This is a genomic window from Streptosporangium sp. H16 (assembly GCF_051918855.1).
Lineage (GTDB): Bacteria > Actinomycetota > Actinomycetes > Streptosporangiales > Streptosporangiaceae > Streptosporangium.
On record NZ_JBPXMD010000021.1, the window covers coordinates 18842 to 34750 of the forward strand.

The 15909-nt window shown below is 72.2% G+C and carries 6 protein-coding genes; 3 read left to right on the top strand and 3 right to left on the bottom strand.

Annotation, left to right across the window (positions count from 1 at the left end; translation table 11 throughout):
• Window positions 1-265: 265 nt before the first annotated feature.
• Window positions 266-4528 carry an nSTAND1 domain-containing NTPase gene (locus ACTOQ2_RS29645; RefSeq protein WP_440103999.1) on the top strand — a complete coding sequence of 1421 codons (4263 nt, stop codon included), beginning with the start codon at window positions 266-268 and terminating at the stop codon, window positions 4526-4528.
• Here the strand turns inward: ACTOQ2_RS29645 and ACTOQ2_RS29650 are convergent.
• From ACTOQ2_RS29650 to ACTOQ2_RS29660, 3 genes are all read right to left on the bottom strand, one after another.
• Complete coding sequence (locus ACTOQ2_RS29650; RefSeq protein ID WP_440104001.1) at window positions 4525-7419, bottom strand: TIR domain-containing protein; 2895 nt, start codon at window positions 7417-7419, stop codon at window positions 4525-4527. The genes ACTOQ2_RS29645 and ACTOQ2_RS29650 overlap by 4 nt on opposite strands.
• Entirely contained in the window at window positions 7388-10603 is a 3216-nt protein-coding gene (locus ACTOQ2_RS29655) for an ATP-binding protein (RefSeq protein ID WP_440104002.1), read from the bottom strand. The genes ACTOQ2_RS29650 and ACTOQ2_RS29655 overlap by 32 nt, the downstream gene beginning before the upstream one ends.
• 173 nt (window positions 10604-10776) lie before the next feature.
• A complete protein-coding gene (locus ACTOQ2_RS29660; protein WP_440104004.1) occupies window positions 10777-13035 on the bottom strand; it encodes a hypothetical protein in 2259 nt (752 codons plus the stop codon).
• Between the two features lie 398 nt (window positions 13036-13433).
• Here ACTOQ2_RS29660 and ACTOQ2_RS29665 point away from each other — a divergent pair, with 398 nt between their 5' ends.
• Together ACTOQ2_RS29665 and ACTOQ2_RS29670 are read left to right on the top strand one after the other, a co-directional pair.
• A complete protein-coding gene (locus tag ACTOQ2_RS29665) occupies window positions 13434-14657 on the top strand; it encodes an OmpA family protein (protein WP_440104006.1) in 1224 nt (407 codons plus the stop codon).
• A 24-nt stretch (window positions 14658-14681) separates the two neighbouring features.
• Window positions 14682-15905, top strand: a complete 1224-nt coding sequence (locus ACTOQ2_RS29670; RefSeq protein ID WP_440104008.1) for a hypothetical protein — start codon at window positions 14682-14684, stop codon at window positions 15903-15905.
• Window positions 15906-15909: the final 4 nt, after the last annotated feature.

Below are 15909 nucleotides of genomic sequence, written 5' to 3' on the forward strand. Positions count from 1 at the left end.
ACGACGGTGCCATCACCCGTCGCGCCTCGCCCGGTCCGCCCGCGCAGCAGGCCGTCGGCCCCGGATGACCACGCGAGCGCCGGCGGTGGAAACGCCTGCCCGGTGCGGAGCGATGTCAGGCTATATCTGCCTTCGGAGGTCCTGCTCTGTGTCGTCCACACCGAACCCCCTCTCCCCAACGGCCGCGCACGGCGGAGCGTCCGATCCGACGGAAGCCCTCGGAGAGAGAGCCGAGAACGGACCGGCGGGGAGACGACGGGTCTTCGTGTCGTACGCCCACGAATCGGAGAGGCACAAACGGCTGGTCAGGGACTTCTGTGACTTCCTGTCGGATCAGGGGGACCTCGACGTGGTCGCGGACGTGTTCGTCCCGGACGTCCGGATAAATTGGGCGAGCTGGGCCGAGGAGCAGATTTTGCTCGCCGACTTCGTCGTCGTCGTGGCGTCGCCGGTGTACCACCAGGTGGCGTCCCCCGTTTCGCCGCCCCTCGTCGACCATCGCGGGGTCAGGTACGAGATCGGGCTGCTCAAGGACAGGCTGACCGACGACGACGCCTGGGTGCGCCGGATCCTCCCCGTGGTGCTCCCGGGCGGGAAGGTCGAGGAGATCCCCGGTTTTCTCCTGCCGAGGGTGAACACGCACTATCTGGTTTCGAGGCCCTTTTCACGAGGAGCGGACGATCTGCTCGCGGCGTTGCGGTACAGGCACGGCGAGCCGTCAACGGCGCGGAGACCGCTCTCACCGCCCGCGCTCAAGGAGCACTGGTGGCCCGCCGTGCGCGGGTCCAGCACCAGCACCACCGAGTGGTACTTCACCGGCCGCGACCGCGCGATGTCCAAGGTGGCGGAGTTCACCCGGACGAAGGAGCAGGGACTCTGCGTGGTGACCGGCATGCCGGGTGTCGGCAAGTCCGCCCTGCTGGCCGCCGTGGTGCTGCGCAGCCTGCGGCCCAGCGACCTGCCGGGCGAGCTGCGAGCCGGCGTCCCGGACTGCGGTGTCGACGCCGCCCTGTTCGCGAGCGGCAAGAACGTGGGGGAACTCGTCTCCGGCCTCGCCGACGCGCTCGGCGCGCCGCGCCCGGATCCCGGCAACGCGGTGGAGACGCTGATGTACTGGCTGGAACAACAGCAGCCCCGCCGGTACACGGTCGTCATCGACGCGATCGACGAGGCCAAGACGGCTCCGACCGGCCCCGACGATCCGCCGTCCGGTCGTTTCGAGCTGATGGGACTGCTGAGCAATCTGGCGCAGCGGGTCCGGCTGGTCATCGGGGTCCGGCGGGAGCCGCAACGTACCGACGACCCGCTGATGGCCGTCCCCCCGCCGCTGCGGAGACTGTGGCCGCACGTCGTCGACCTCGACGACACGGAGAAATATCTGACCGCCACCGACGTGGCCCGCTACATCGCCCGCCTCCTGCGCGCCGACCCCCGGCCGAACGGCTACGGCCGGGGTGGGGGCTGGGACGACGAGGAACTACTGGACGTCGTCGGCCGCGAATCGACCCGCAAGGCCCGGGGAAACTTCCTGATCGCGCAGTTCATCGCCGAGGAACTGCTGGCGATGCCGCCGATCCAGGTCATGGTCCGCGGCTGGAGCGCTTCGCTGCACTGGCCGGACCGCCTGGAGGACTGGCTGGAGCACGACGTCGAGCGCCGCCTGCGCGGATCGGACCCGTGGATCAAGGAGCTCCTGGAGCCGATCGCCATGGCCGAGCGGGGCGGCCTGCCGGACGACCTCTGGCTGGCGGTGGCGAGTGCCTTCCAGAAACCGCGCGAGGTGACCGAACGCGATCTCGAACAGGCGCTGCGGATCCTCGGGTTCTTCCTCGATCAGACCGGCGGTGCCGCCCCGGCGTATTCGATGCGGCACGAGTCGTTCGTCAGGTACTTCACCGGCAGATGGCGCGAACGACGTGACCGGATCTTCTTCGAGACGCTGCTGGACAGGGTGCCGGTCGTAGACGGCGTACGGCAGTGGCACCGGGCCCGCGACTACGCACGCGCCAACCTGCTGACCCACGCGCGCAACGCCGGGCAGATCGAATCGCTGATCACCGAGGAGCCCAGGTGCCTGGCCGCGGCCGACCCGGACAGCGCCGTGGCGCCGCTGACCGGGCTCGCGGACCCTCAGGCCCGCCAGGTGGTACGGGTCTACCGCCGCGCGGCGTACGCACAGGACGGAACGTTCCCGGAACGCGTCGCGGCGCTGCAGTTCCACGCCGGCCTGCTCGGCGCCGTCACCGTCGCGCACGCCCTGGCCGCGGCGGAGCCGCCCCTGCCCTGGATCACCCCGTGGCGTGCGGGCGGCCCGCCGAGCGCGATCCCCCTTGGCGGTGCCGACCTGTCCTGGTGGGTCCTTCCCGTCGACGGCCCGCACGACGCCCCCGCCGCGCTGCTCGTCCGGCCCGACGGCCGCGGCCTGCTCGTGGACGCCGCGACCCAGGCGCCGCTCGGGCCGACGTTCACGATCCGCCCCCCGGGGACGGAGCCGCCGGACGCGGTCACGGCGTGGACCGAGCCGTCGCGGGACGTGCGGATCGCGGTGGCCGCCTCCGACGGCACCATCACCATCTGGACGGCGGCCGGGCAGGGGGCCTCCACCCACCCCACCGGCTCGGTGCGACCTGCGCATCCGCCGAACCGGCTGCTGGTGATCGGCGGGCCGCGCGGGCTGAAGCTGATGTGCCTCATCCGGGACGCGGACCCCGGCCTGAGCGTCCGGCCGCTGAACGAGACGGCCGCTCCCCTGGAGACGCCCGGCGCGGGGGTGGACTTCGTGGCACCGCTGGCGGCCACGGCCGCGACGGGTGCCGTGCTGACCGGAACGCGGACGGGTGTCGTCCGGCTGTGGCGGTTCCGGTCCAACGCCCTGCCCGAGGTTCACACCGAGCACGTGGGGGGCGAACTGCGCGGCCTCAGGAGCGCGGGCACCGCGGAGAGCGCGTGCGTCGTCGCGGACGTCGACGATGGCAGGCGGGTGTTCTGGATCGGCGCGACCGGCTCCCTGATCGATGAGGGCCTGCGCCTGGGAGCGGCCGGGCAGGTGTCCGCGATGGCGCTGACGGGTTCGGGCGACGGCGCCCTGGTGGCCACGGCGGCGAGTTATGGAACCATCACGATCAGGTCGCTGCGACCGGGCCACCCGCCACGGGAGATCGCCACGATAGACCTGGGCGGCCCGATCAAGAAACTGGTCTTCCTCGACGAGGCCGGGACGCTGATCGCGGGCGTGGGCTGGTCCGGCACGGTTCAGGTGTTCACCGTCGGCGGCGCCGTGGAGAGCCGTCTGGTGACCAGGCTGCAGTCCGGCGAACAGGTCGCGCAGTTGCTCGGGCTGGGGACCGGCGAGGACGGCCCGCTGCTGGCCACCCGCGGTCTGAGCGGGCTGACCAAGTTCTGGCAGGTGGACGTCGCGGGAGGAGCGGAGGACGGGGCGGACGCCCCCGCCGTCCGCGACGTCGTCTGTGCCGGGGTGGACGACGGGCGCGGGCTGGTGGTGGCGTCGGCCGATGGTCACGACGAGGCCTGGGTGTGGCACGCCGACCGGGCCGCGTCCACTGCCCACCCGATCGTCCTCGCGCACGGTGAACCCGTCGAACAGATAGCCGCCGCCGCGACAGGCCACGGCTCCGCGCTGGTATGCGCGGCGGGCGACGAACGTCTCACGCTCTGGTCGCTGGGGGCCGCCGGACATGTCGGCACCCCGCGCACCTGGCCCACCGACGAGAACCTCGTCGAGCACCTGGCCGTCGTCGCGACACCGGCGCTGCGGCTGGTGTGCGCGGCGGGGCCGGAGTTCCTGCGGATCTGGGACGCCCGGGGCGAGGAACTGTTCGCTCTTCCGGACGTGCCCGTGACCTGCCTGAGCCGGCTGCCCGCCCCCGACGGCGGGGTGAGCGTCGTGGCGGGCACCGATGACGTGGTCCATCTCGTGTCGGTGGGGCCCACCGGCGAGATCGACCACCGCGTCCTCGACCACGCCGAGGACGGCGAGCAGGTAGAGCGGGTGGAGGAGGTGGCGGTCGCACCGGTCACGATGGGCCGCCGGCTGCTCTCCGCCGTCGGTGATCTCGGCCGTGTCGTGGTCTGGGACCTGGACGGAGCGGACGGTCCCGAACGGGTGACGGCCCTGCCGCTGAACGTGCCGGGCGTCAGGACGGCCTGGGTGTCCGCGGCGGGGCGACCCGTCCTGGTCACCGTCGGGGCGGCCGGGCCGATCCGGTTCTGGGACGTACTCGGCCCCCACGGCCCCCGCCCCGTCCGGGAGGTGCCGGGCCCCGGGGGGCGGGTCAGCCATCTGGTGGTCGCGGAGAGCGCGGCGGGCACAGCGAGCACAGCGGGAACCGTGGCCTGCGCGTTCTCGTCCGGAACGGTGGTCTTCGTACGTCCTGACAGGTCACCCGCGGTCACCGCGAGGCTCAACTGCGACCTGGCGGGCATGGCCTTCCTACCCGGGCCTGACTGGTTCGTCGGCGCACACGGATCGGCGCTTGTCGCGCTGCGCCCAGGCCAGGCCCTCCCCTAGCCGGGCTCCTCCCCGTCGCCGCCTTTCCGGTCGAACCAGCGGGCGGCGCGCAGACCTCCTCGGATCATCCAGGCGGGCAGGCGCAACACGCCCTCGGCTATCACGGCCCTGCCGTACAGGTCGTTGTTCCGGCCGACCTCCCTGGGCAGGTCCCGGCGAACCTCGCGGATCATCTGGGTGGCGCGCGCATGCTGCCCGGACACCAGCAGAACGGCGGCGTGGTCCAGCTTCGACTGGAGCGTCTCGGGATGCACCGGCCCCAGCAGCGGGAGCTGCCGCTCGAACGCGCTTTCCAGGAGCATCGCGGCGCGGTCGAGCTCCGACAGCTGGAAGTGCGCCATCCCGAGCGCGTAACCGGCCCGCGCCGTCACCGGGTGTTCCGGCCCCAAACCGGCGCGGCAGTCGGCCTCGATCGGGGTGAGGAAGTCGCGGGCGGCCCGGGAACGGCCGAGGCGGACGAGGGTGAGCCCGCGCTGGACCGCGAGGGTGAGGGTCAGCGTGTTGTACGGGCCCAGCGACGCCGCGTGCCGGGTGTGCAACTCAGCCAGCCGCCGCTCCGCCTCGGCCCAGCCCTTGGTGTTCGGCCGCAGTTCCCACAGCTGGAGCGAGACGGTGGCATAGGCGAGCACCTCCTGGGCGGCCAGTGCCGTGACGTGCTCGGTCAGGCCGCGTTCGCGGTAGGCGTCCACGACCCGCTCCGCCGTGCTCCGGGCTTCGCCCTCCGCACCGGTCATCTGCTGCAGCCGGGCCAATTCGAGGGTGGCTTCCAGGAGGGTATCCGTCATCCGCGCTGTGGAACGGGCGGGGACGATCTCCCGGGCCAGGGTGAGCGCGTCCCGCAACCGGCCGCGCAACCGCAGGCTCCGTACCCGGGCGACTCGCGCGGCCACCGCCTCCGGCGTGGACACACCGGCAAGGCCGGAATCGGCTTCAACGGCCCGCCAGTGCTCATCCGCGTCACCGTAGCCGCCCAGCCCGTCCAGCGCCTGCGCGGCCAGGCGATGGGCGCGCAGCCGGTCCACGGACCCGCCGGGCAGCTCGCGCACCCGGTCGAGGGCCTGGAGCGCGTCGCCGAGGGCGCCTGAGTGATCGCCCGAGTCGTTCCTGGCTCCGGCGCTCATGAGGAGGTCGTCCGTCGTCATCGCGCCGGCTGTGGCGATCCGCGCGAGAAATCCCGCGGCGGCGGCGGCTTGGCCCAGGTCGAGGCGGAAGGCCGCGAGCGCGCGCAGCAGCGGCATCCCCAGGCCGTCGGGCAGATCCCGGCGGTCGGCGAGCGCAAGGGCGTGGCTCATCAGATGGGCTTGGCCCCGGGCATCGGCGGTCGCGGTCAGTACCGGGATCTGCCTGGCGGCCTCGAAGGCGAGTGCCCGGCCATCACCCGTGGCACGTCGGCGGGTGGCGTCCAACACCAGCGGGTGCACGCTCCACAGGCTGCCCGTCCGGGTCGCGAGCAGGAAACGCCGCAGCGTGCCGAGCGCGCTCCCGGCCCGCTCGGCCGCGTCGGCGGGCGAGGTGCCCGCGGCGGCGCCGAGGACGGCCGCGACCAGCTCGGCGGGCACCGGCGCGGGGCCGAGCACGGTGATGAGATCGAGCACGTGGCGAGCCGGGATGTCCAGGCGATCGAGTGTGTCGTCCAGCACCACCCCCACCCCGGTGGATCCGGGTGGCCCCGTCCGCAGGCGGCTCACCAGGTCGGCGGCCGACACGAGGCCCTCGCGGTCGCGCAACGACCGGCCCGCCATCCGGATCGCGTACGGGTGGCCGCCGAGCAGGTCGATCACCCGGCCGGCGGCCTCCTTCTCTCCCGCCGACACCGTGTCGCGCTCCAGGGAAAGGTCACGCTCCAGGGAGAACAGGTTCATCGCGTCGGCACGGTCCATCGCGCCCAGCGGTACCAGACCGGCGACCTCGCTGTGGGCGGTGTCACGGGTGATCAGTACGGTGCGTACCGAGGGCGAGGGGATCACCAGCCGGCGGACGGCGTCCGCCGGCAGCCCGGTGGGGATCTCGTCGACGATCCAGAGGCTCAGGCCGGGGCGTGCCCGCAGATATTCGCCCGCCAGCGGGAGGAGACGCGAGCGGGGCACAGTGCGGCCGACCAGGTCCCTCAGCTGGCTCTCGTACCAGGAGGCGACGTTCTCCGGGTGGGGAGAACCGCCACCGGAGGCGTCCGTCCAGTAGATTCCGCCCGGGTAGAAGGCCCCGAACTGGGCGGCGTACTCGGCGGCGAGGGTGGTCTTCCCCATGCCCGCCATCCCGGCCAGCACGGCCACGCCGCCGGAGCGGGTGGCAGCGGTCAGCGCGTGGTCGTCGGCGCGCAACCGCGTGTGCAGAAGCCACAGATCCCGGTAGCGGCCGACGAACCCCGGATGTCCGCGCATCCCGTCGGGCCACTGGGCCGGAGGGGGCCGGTCGGCAAGGGCACCCAGGCCGCCCGACAGCAGGTCCACCCGTTGCCGGATGGCGGCGGCCAGCTTCTTCCGCTCGCCCGCCGAATCCGGCCATCGCGCGAAGCAGGCGTCGGCCAGCTCCCCCGGGGCGATGTGGTCCTCGCCGGTCTCCGGGTTGATCACCATGATTCGGTCGGCGGGGCTGCCGGAATGGGACGCCGCGAGAAACGCGGCTGTGAGTTCCCACTGGCAGGCCGAACGGGTCGGGTAGTCCCGCGAATAGCACACGAGCAGGGCCTTTGACCCCGCGAGTGCCTGCCTGATCCTCTCGGTGATGCTCTCGAACGGGCGGATGTCGCTCTCGTCCAGGAAGACCTTCAGGCCCGCCCGTTTGAGGGCTGGGATCATCTGCCGCACCCGTGGCTTGTCAGGGCCGGCGACGCTGACGAAAACATCGAAGAGCGATCCGTCAGGCCGTCGCAGGTGGTGCGTTCCCGCCATCTGACCGCCTTCTGCGATAGGGCGTCCCCGTGATGGACGCCGTTTGATCGGCCGTGCCGGCCGACAGGCCGGGCTGCTGTGCAAGTGCCTGGGCCCGGGCCCAGTGGTCGCGTGCCCCGCCGGGATCGCCGGCGTCGAGTGCGAGCCGGCCCAGCCGGTGGTGCGCCCGCGCCTCCTCGTGCCGGCTGCCGCAGGAGCGGGCGGCCGCCAGTGCGCGCTGGTGTGCGGCCACGGCGTCACGCGACTCGTCCAGCGCGGCCAGGACCTCGCCCAGCGCGTTCCATGCCATGGTCTCGTCCAGTCCCAGGTCGAGTTCGGCGAACACCTCCAGCGCCTCTCGCAGATGCCGTACGGCGTCGCGGTGGCGGCCGAGGGCGCATTCGAACAGGGCCATCCCGCGCATCGTGATGGCCGCGTTCCGCGAGGAGCCGGCCAGCCGGTAGAAGTCCAGGGCGGCCTGGCCCTGCCGCAGCGCCTCCCCGTGCCGGCCCCGGTAGTGCGCGATCCAGGAGAGGTTGGCGAGCGCGGTGCTCTCGCCGTGACGGTCGCCGCTCTCCCTGAAGCCGAGCAACGCGAGCCGGTAGTGCTCCTCGGCGTCCTCCTCCTCGCCGTTTTCGAGCAGGCCGAGGCCCAGGTTGTTCAGGGTGAGCGCCTCCGCGTGCCGGTCGGGTATCCGCCGGGTCGCCGCCAGGGCCGACCGGTGGGTGCGTATCCACATCTCGCACCGCTTCGTCAGGAAGAAGTATCCGCGCAGCGTGTAGGCGAGCTGCCAGCATTCGCGGTCCGTGCCGGGAACACTGGAGCGGCAGAGCGCCTCCAGGTTCTGGCACTCCTCGTCGAACCAGCCCAGCGCGGCGGCGTAGGTCGCGACGGCCGGGCCCCCGCGCGCCCACTCGATGTCGATGTCGAGCGGTACCCGGTACCGGTGCGGGGTGAGAACGCGGTCGGCGCGGTCGGCCATCCCGAGGTAGTAGTCGTAGAGCCGCCTCAGGACCGCCACGCGCTCGGCCGCCCCGACGAGCGCGTCCGCCAGCCCCACCGCGTACGCGTAGAGGAGGTCGTGCAGGACGTACCGGCCGGGAGTCGCCTCCTCCAGCAGGTTCACCCGCACCAGCGTCTCGATCCCCCTGCGCGCGGTGACGAGGTCGACGCCGCACAGGGCCGCGGCGACGGGAACGGTCACGCTCCGGCCCGGGTGTACTCCGAGCAACCGGTAGAGCAGGGCCGCCTCCGGCGGCAGCCGGTGGTAGGACCAGGAGAACACCGAGCGCAGGTCCAGGTCAGGACCGCGCGCCAGCATGAGGAGCCGGGTGCGTTCGTCGCGCAGTTCTCCGGCCAGCCGTTCCACGGACGAGGAGGCGGTGGCGCCGGCCGTCGCGATGGTCAGCGCCAGTGGCAGGCGCGCGCACAGCTCGGCCAGTTCGGCGGCGGCGCCGGGATCCGCACCGGTGCCGAACCGGGCTCGGACCAGCTCGACGGCCTCGGACCGTTCCAGCCGATCGAGTGCCACCCTGAGGCCGCCCTCCCTGGCCACCAGCGTGTCGAGCCGGTCCCTGCTGGTGATGACGACGGCGCAGGCGGAGGACCCGCCGGGGAGAAGCGGGCGGACCTGCTCTCCGTCGCGCGCGTTGTCCAGGAGGACAAGCATCCGCCGCCGGGCCAGCAGGCTGCGGTAGAGAGCGGCCTTCGCGTCGAGGCCCCCGGGCACGTCGGGTTCGGCCACGTCCAGCGCCCGGAGGAATCCGTGCAGCACGTCTTCTGGTCCCCTGGGCGCGGAGGCGTCGAACCCCCGGAGGTCGGCGTGGAGCTGGCCGTCGGGGAACCGCCCGGCGGCGGCATTGGCCCAGTGCAGCGCGAGGGTGGTCTTGCCGACTCCGGCGGTGCCGTGCACCACGACGAGGGCGGGGGGCGGGCCGGCCACAAGCTCGTCGAGCTCCGCCAGGCTGCGGCCCCTGCCGATGAACAGACGGGTGCCGGCCGGTAGCTGGCGCGGCACGACCAACGGTTCCACCGGCCCGCCGGCCGGGGTCCCGGAGCCCGGCGACCGACTCTCCAGGTACGTGGCGGCCGACCGGACCGCCAGCCGGGCCAGCCAGGGCCGGTGCGCGGCCGTGGTCGACCGGCGCCCCAGCAACCGTACGGCCACCGCCAGTGTGGACAGGTGCGCCTGCGCCCGCCAGTCGCCGTCGAATCCGCTCTCCTCGATCCACCGGTCCACACCATCGTGCACCCGCGTCAGGATCTGGTGGTACCAGCGGGGTAGCAGCGCGCTGCGCGGGGTCGCGGGGTCGGACACGGCTTCCACGAGCGCGCCGCCCGCCCAGATGCCCTCGCCGCCGAAACGCACCGCCAGATGCAGCAGGAACAGGATCGGATCGCGCGCCAGCGGCCCCTCGGCCTGGTATTTGGCCAGATCGATCAGGCGGAAGTCGGTCGGCTCCAGTTCCGGTCTGACCCTGACCAGCAGGTTCTCGACGGTCAGGTCGGCATGGCACCTACCCAGCAGGGCGGGCACGGTGAGCCCGGAATCGAGCAGCTCCGCGACCGGGCCCGCGGCCTCCAGACCGGCCAGCGGCTCCAGCAGCGTCGAACGCAGTGGCCTGCCGGGCCCGGTCCTGCCGTGCAGGTGCAGCTCCAGGAACTCGGGCACCGGGAGCTCCACGCGGTAGGGCGCGATCGTCCAGTCGGAGAGGATCGCGTTGAAGATCCGGCCGCACGCCCCGGCCAGCGCCTCCGCGTCGCACGCCACCGCCGGGCCGCCCGCCGGGGCGGCCCCGATCACGCCCCGCACCAGAGAGCTCATGACATGGAACTTCTCGACGCTGCGGCCCGCGATCCTCTGGAAGACGATCCATCCGCCCTCGCCGACGGCGACAGGGTCATGGATCAGCTCGGCGAGGTGGCGGCGGGCGAACTCCGGCGCGTCCAGGACCGCGCGCCGCTGCCTGCGGTACTCGCTGGACCCAGCGTGGTCTGGCACGTCGAACTTGAGGACGAGCTTGCGAGATCGCCGCCGCAGCGTGTCGCTCTCGTTGACGAGCGCCACCACGGCCGAGGTCGCGCCGTTGACGAACCAGCGGTCAAGCGTGTACGCGAGGTCCCGCTGCCCGGCCCACCGGGCGAGGGCGGCCGCCGCCTCGGGCCCCAGCCCCTCGGCGAGCCCGCCGTCCACGGCATCGGCCATCCCGTCCTCCCCACCGGCGGCTCGCACGCGCCCGGACACCGGCCGCGCGGGCATGACATGCGGTTCACCCGGCGGATTGTCCCATCCCGCGCTTCCGACAGCCAGCGCGCGAGCCCCCGCCCGCTCCGGGCCCGCCGTCCACACCGGACCCGGCGCCCGGCCCGAACCGGGCATCACTGGCCGAACCGGTAGCTCATGCTGGCGTCGTACGCCCCCACGTCCAGGAATGCCACCGTGTCACCGGCGGCCAGCGACGCGGGCAGCGCCACGTCCCCGGCGATCGTGTCGTTCTCCATGCACAGCCTTCCGAGCAGCGTGTCCGGTCCCGGCCCCAGACGTGACCAGTGCCGCCGGCCGGCGGGCCGCCACAGCACAGGACGTACGTGCCCGGAGTCGGGGAGCTCGGCCACCGAGGCGTCCAGCACGGCCGCCCGGCCCTCCTGCCGCCGCAGGCCGAGGACCGTGGCGAACAGTGCCATGGACGGCTCCGCGATCGACTTTCCCGGTTCGATGAGGATCCGCTCCAGACCCGGCAGGATTCGCGCGGCCAGGTCGGAGGCGGCACCCACGAAGCCCTCCAGACGACCGTCGGGCAGCGCTCCGGCCGGCCAGCCACCCCCCAGGTCGGCCGTATGGATCCCGACCCCGGCGCCGGCACCCAGCCTGGCCGCCAGGTGCAGGACGGTGGCGACCTCACGGAGCCAGGCCGGGCCACCGACCTGACTGGCCGCCAGGTGGAAGTGAACGCCCCACGGCCCGTTCCAGCCACCGTCCGCGACGAGGCCGAGCAGTTCCCCGAAAGTCTTCCCGTCATCGAGCCGCACACCGAACCTGGAGGAATGGCACACCGGCGCGATCCGCACTCCGAGGAGGTCGGTGCCGACCACGCCCGCCCGGATCAGGGAGAGCGCCCGCTCCAGGTCGGGGATCGAGTCGCACAGGACCGCGCCGACCCGGCAGCGGGCCGTCCGGGTCCACGGCCACCACTTGCCCGGCCCGGTCAGCACGATCCGGGACGGGTCAAAACCGAGGCGCAGGCAGCGCCGCACCTCTCGCTGCGAGATCGCCTCGACCATGAGCCCGGCCTCTCGCACGGCTCCGAGCAGGCGCGGGGCCGGATTGGTCTTGACCGAGTAGGCGATGTCCAGCGGCACTCCCACGTCCGCCCTCACCCGCGCGGCGACATCCGCCAAGGCCGCCAGGCGTGACTCCAGGACATCCGGCAGGAGCAGCCGCACCGGCGTCCCGATGCCGCGGCGGAACACCGCGTCCAGCGAGCGCTGGAGTTCGGGTTCCACCGGCGGCCGATCCGGCCCCGGAGAGTGACCGGCCGCGAGCAGTCCGGACAGCAGCGGCATGCCGGACGGGTGTCCTTTCGCTCCCGGCCCGCGCACGACCGGCGGGCGTTTCCCTCCGGAGCAGCGGAGGTCATCGACGTCGTGAGAGTCACCGGCCGGCACGGGTCCAGCGGGAATCTCAGTGACGATCCGTACGAATCGTCCGCCGGCCATGGACGGCTCGGTGGCCCGACGACCCACGGCGGCCGCGAGGAGCAAAGCGGGCAGGTTGACGCCGAGCAGCGCGGCCCCATAGATCCACGCGGGGAACCGAGGGTTGACCTCCAGGAGGTGGCGTTCCCCCGCCCGGTCCCTGACGATCTCCACCTCGCCCCCGCCGGTCCAGCCGGTCGCAGCGGTCAGCCGCCCGAGCGCGTCGAGGTCCTTTCCCGAGACCGGCACGACCCGGCCGGCCCAGGTCTTGCCCTCGGAGGTGGTGAGGGTCTTCGCCATGTGACACGCCCCGACCAGACGCCCGGCGACCGCCGCGAAGGCATAGGACTCCTCGGTCCCGGCGACGTGCTCCTGGACCAGGACCTCCCGCTGGTGCCAGGTGCGGCGGACCGCGCGGAACGCCTCCCGCAGGGCGGGGAGATCTCCGACCGGATGGGCCTCGTGATGCGGGCCCTTCACCCAGACCGGCCAGCCGTGGCGGGTCGCGAATGCCGCGGCCTCCGCCACTCCGGGGGCCAGTTCGTACGCCGGTAGCCGCAGTCCAAGCAGCGCCGCCGCTCCGCTGCCCGGCTTGCGCACCGTGGGAAAGGCCCGCGCGGGCGGCACCAGCAGGGCCGGATGGCGACCCCCTCGCTCCGCCAGAAGCTGCGCCTCCAGGTCGAGCCCGGACAGGAAACACGACCGGGCGCCGCCGAGCAGCCCGACGAGAGCGCGTACGGCCGAGCCCGGGTCGGTGCCGGCCCAGCGGGGCAGCACGTGCACCGCGGCGAAGACAGGGTCACTGAGGCCGGTGCAGTCGGGAGAGTAGTCCACGCCCTCGATGCGCAGATCCGGCCATTCCAGCCGGAGTGACCGGGCCGTGCCGAGCCCGGGTGACGGGTTCGCATCACTGTGCAGGCCGGAGAGCAGAACCCTCGACAAAGGCCTGCCTTCCATCGCGGTCCGGTTCATGGAGACAGCCAAACCTGATGTGGCGCGCGAGAAAAGACATGAACCCCACGTCCGTACAAGTCAGTACAAGGCCGTACGGGGCAGAGGAAATAAAACCGGTCATTACATATTTGATATTTCGGACTACATTCTTCGCCGCAGCGGCAGGATGGCGAATGATCCCAAAGGGACCGAAATTCGCTCCACCAGTCACAACGCGCCCCGAAGGATAATAAAAAAATATAAAATTAAATATGCCTGCTATATTCCTACATCGGGCAAAAGCGCATTCCGGAACCATTACGGGGCTCACCATTGGGGCGCGGACATGGGTGCCGATCACGCATGCCCTTACCACCGTAAGGCCCCTCGATGATCGGAAAGACGTAATGAGCACCACGAAATCCCAGAACAGTGACAGAAAGCACAGGACCACTCTGGGCCATCCCATCCTGATCGGTCTGGTCGTGCTCGCACTGATCGTGGCCGCGGGACTCACGTCCTGCGCCAAATCGCCGGACTGCGGGTCCATCAAGACCGCCCCGACCGGCAAGGAGCGACTCTTCGACATCGTCTACGACGTCACCGCGGACGCGGTCAATGGAACGTTCCCATCACCGCTTCTCACGAAGATCTACGAGGGAGCCCGCCGTTCCGACGTGTTCGCCGCCGGCGCCGTCCAGGGCACGGCGTCGAGCGACTTCTGGAAGTTCGAGGGCTATACCGCGCACCCGGTCTCGGACGATGAGAGCCGCCGGGTGCGACTGGCCCGCATGCTCGCCGAATGCGTGGTCAACCGGACCAGCACGATGCGCGCCAAGACGCCTGACACCAACCTGCTCGCCGCCCTCCAGCGGGTCGGCGACCACATCGCCAACCGGCCCCGGCCGGCCACGGTCGCGGTCATCTCCAACGGCCTGAACAACACCGCCCCGCTGGACCTGCGGCAGCTCATCGCGCGGAGCACCAGCGTCGACGAGATCGTGACCCAGCTCGCCGCCGGGGGGCACCTCCCCTCCCTGACCGGGGCGGAGGTCACCTTCTACGGGCTGGGCGACTCGCACCCGGACGACCCGCCGCTGCCCAAGCCGTACCAGGACTGGGTGGAATCGCTCTGGACGGCGATCTGCTTCAAGGCCGGGGCCGTCACCTGCGAGAAGGAGCTGGGGGTGGCCGGTAGCGGGAGGCCGTCGGATCCGCCGTCCGACGCGCCGTTTCCCGAGCTGGTACCGGCCGCCATCACCAACCCGGAACACCCGGTGATCGGCGACGCCATGTTCGAGCCGGGCTCCGCGCGGCTCTCCCCGGACGCCGACGCCGCGCTCGAACCGGTGGTCGAGTGGCTGCGGGCACCCCACCACACGGTCTCGGTCGTCGGCCACACCGCGAGCTGGGGAACCGAGGACTACCGGTTGAGCCTCAGCCGGGAGCGTGCCCAGGCGGTCGCGAACCGGATCGCCGGGCTGGGGGGCGACCCCACCCGGATCGCGGACGACGGGGTCGGCAGCAGGCAACCGAAGACACCCGACACAGACCCGGTCACCGGGGAGCTGGTGACCGCCGCGGCCGTCGCCAACCGACGGGTCGAAATCTTCCTCAACGACGCCCGATGAACGTCCCCAGGAAGGAGGAGCCGGATGCTTGACAGAGTGCGGCGGTGGCTGGGCCACGACGGCGAGCCGTGGCGGCGGCCGCCCACCGGACACAACGGCCCGGTGGAGGTGCACCGCGCCACCCATCTGGAGATCGCGCTGCTGCGCCGGGCGATGGCGATCCCGCCCCGGCTCGCCGGGCGGTACCGAAGAGAGATCACCGGTAAAATCCTGCGGCTTCAACGGGCGGACCGTGACTACCGGATGCACCAGCTCGCCGGCGAGGAGCGGCCGGGGGCCCGTGGCGCCTCGGCGCGGCGGCTGTCGACCCGCCAGGTGCTGCTCCTCGACGTCCTGATCATGTTCATCGACTCCGTCTTCTACTACAGCACGATCTTGGGAGTGATCCCGGACACGGGCCTCCTCAAGGTGGCGGTGGCGGCACTGGCGGCACTGGCCGCCCCGCTCATCGTCATCGTCGCGGCCCGCCACCTCGGTGGCGAGCTGCGCGAGCTGCAGGACAGCAGGAAGGCCGGCGGCCCGGCGGAACGCGCGCCCCGCGGCGTTCTGCGGAAGGCCCCGCTGAGCGTGCTCACTCTCGTCCTGATCGCCTTCGTCAGCCTGTTGCTCGTCGTGATGTCGATCACCCGGTTCACCCGCGACGCTGCCTGGGACGGCGGCCTGGACCCCCTCCAGACGGCCACCGCTCTCGCACTCGGCCTGGTCTTCGTCGCGGTCCCGGCCTTCGCCGTGACCGTGCACGCCATGCACGACCCCCAGCACCGGGCCGACACCCTGCGCCACAGCCGCAAGACGGTCAGGCTCGCCGCCGCGCACGAGCACGCCTGGGACGCGTTGCTCGGCGTCGCCCAGAAGATGATGCGCGAGACCACCGACATCCAGCTCGCCATCGACGAACACCTGTCCGTCGGGCGCGCGGGCGACCCCGCGATGGGCGCCCATCCACCCGCCCGCGCCCCCGGCCGGGCCCGGCCCGGCTCGTCGATGTACGAGCGGTTCGCCAAGGTCTGGCCCATGGTCGGGCAGGAACCCGACCCGATCGTGGAGAGCGATCCACTGGCGTACAACTGGACCGCCTTCTACGAGATCCTCACCGCGCTCGATCACTACCCGCCGCCGCCGCGGAGCTCCGGCCCTGAGCAGACCTCCAGCCTGCCGCCGGGCCCGGCCTTCGTGGTGCCGCCGGTTCCCAACGGCATCAGGAAATCCGACGACGACCGGCCCTCCGCGGCCGGCCCGCAAGCCTGAGGGA

Coding starts and splice junctions, on each gene's coding strand:
- ACTOQ2_RS29650 (WP_440104001.1), bottom strand. CDS start 7,419: ATGGCGGGAACGCACCACCTGCGACGGCCTGACGGATCGCTCTTCGAT.
- ACTOQ2_RS29655 (WP_440104002.1), bottom strand. CDS start 10,603: ATGGCCGATGCCGTGGACGGCGGGCTCGCCGAGGGGCTGGGGCCCGAG.
- ACTOQ2_RS29665 (WP_440104006.1), top strand. CDS start 13,434: ATGAGCACCACGAAATCCCAGAACAGTGACAGAAAGCACAGGACCACT.
- ACTOQ2_RS29670 (WP_440104008.1), top strand. CDS start 14,682: ATGCTTGACAGAGTGCGGCGGTGGCTGGGCCACGACGGCGAGCCGTGG.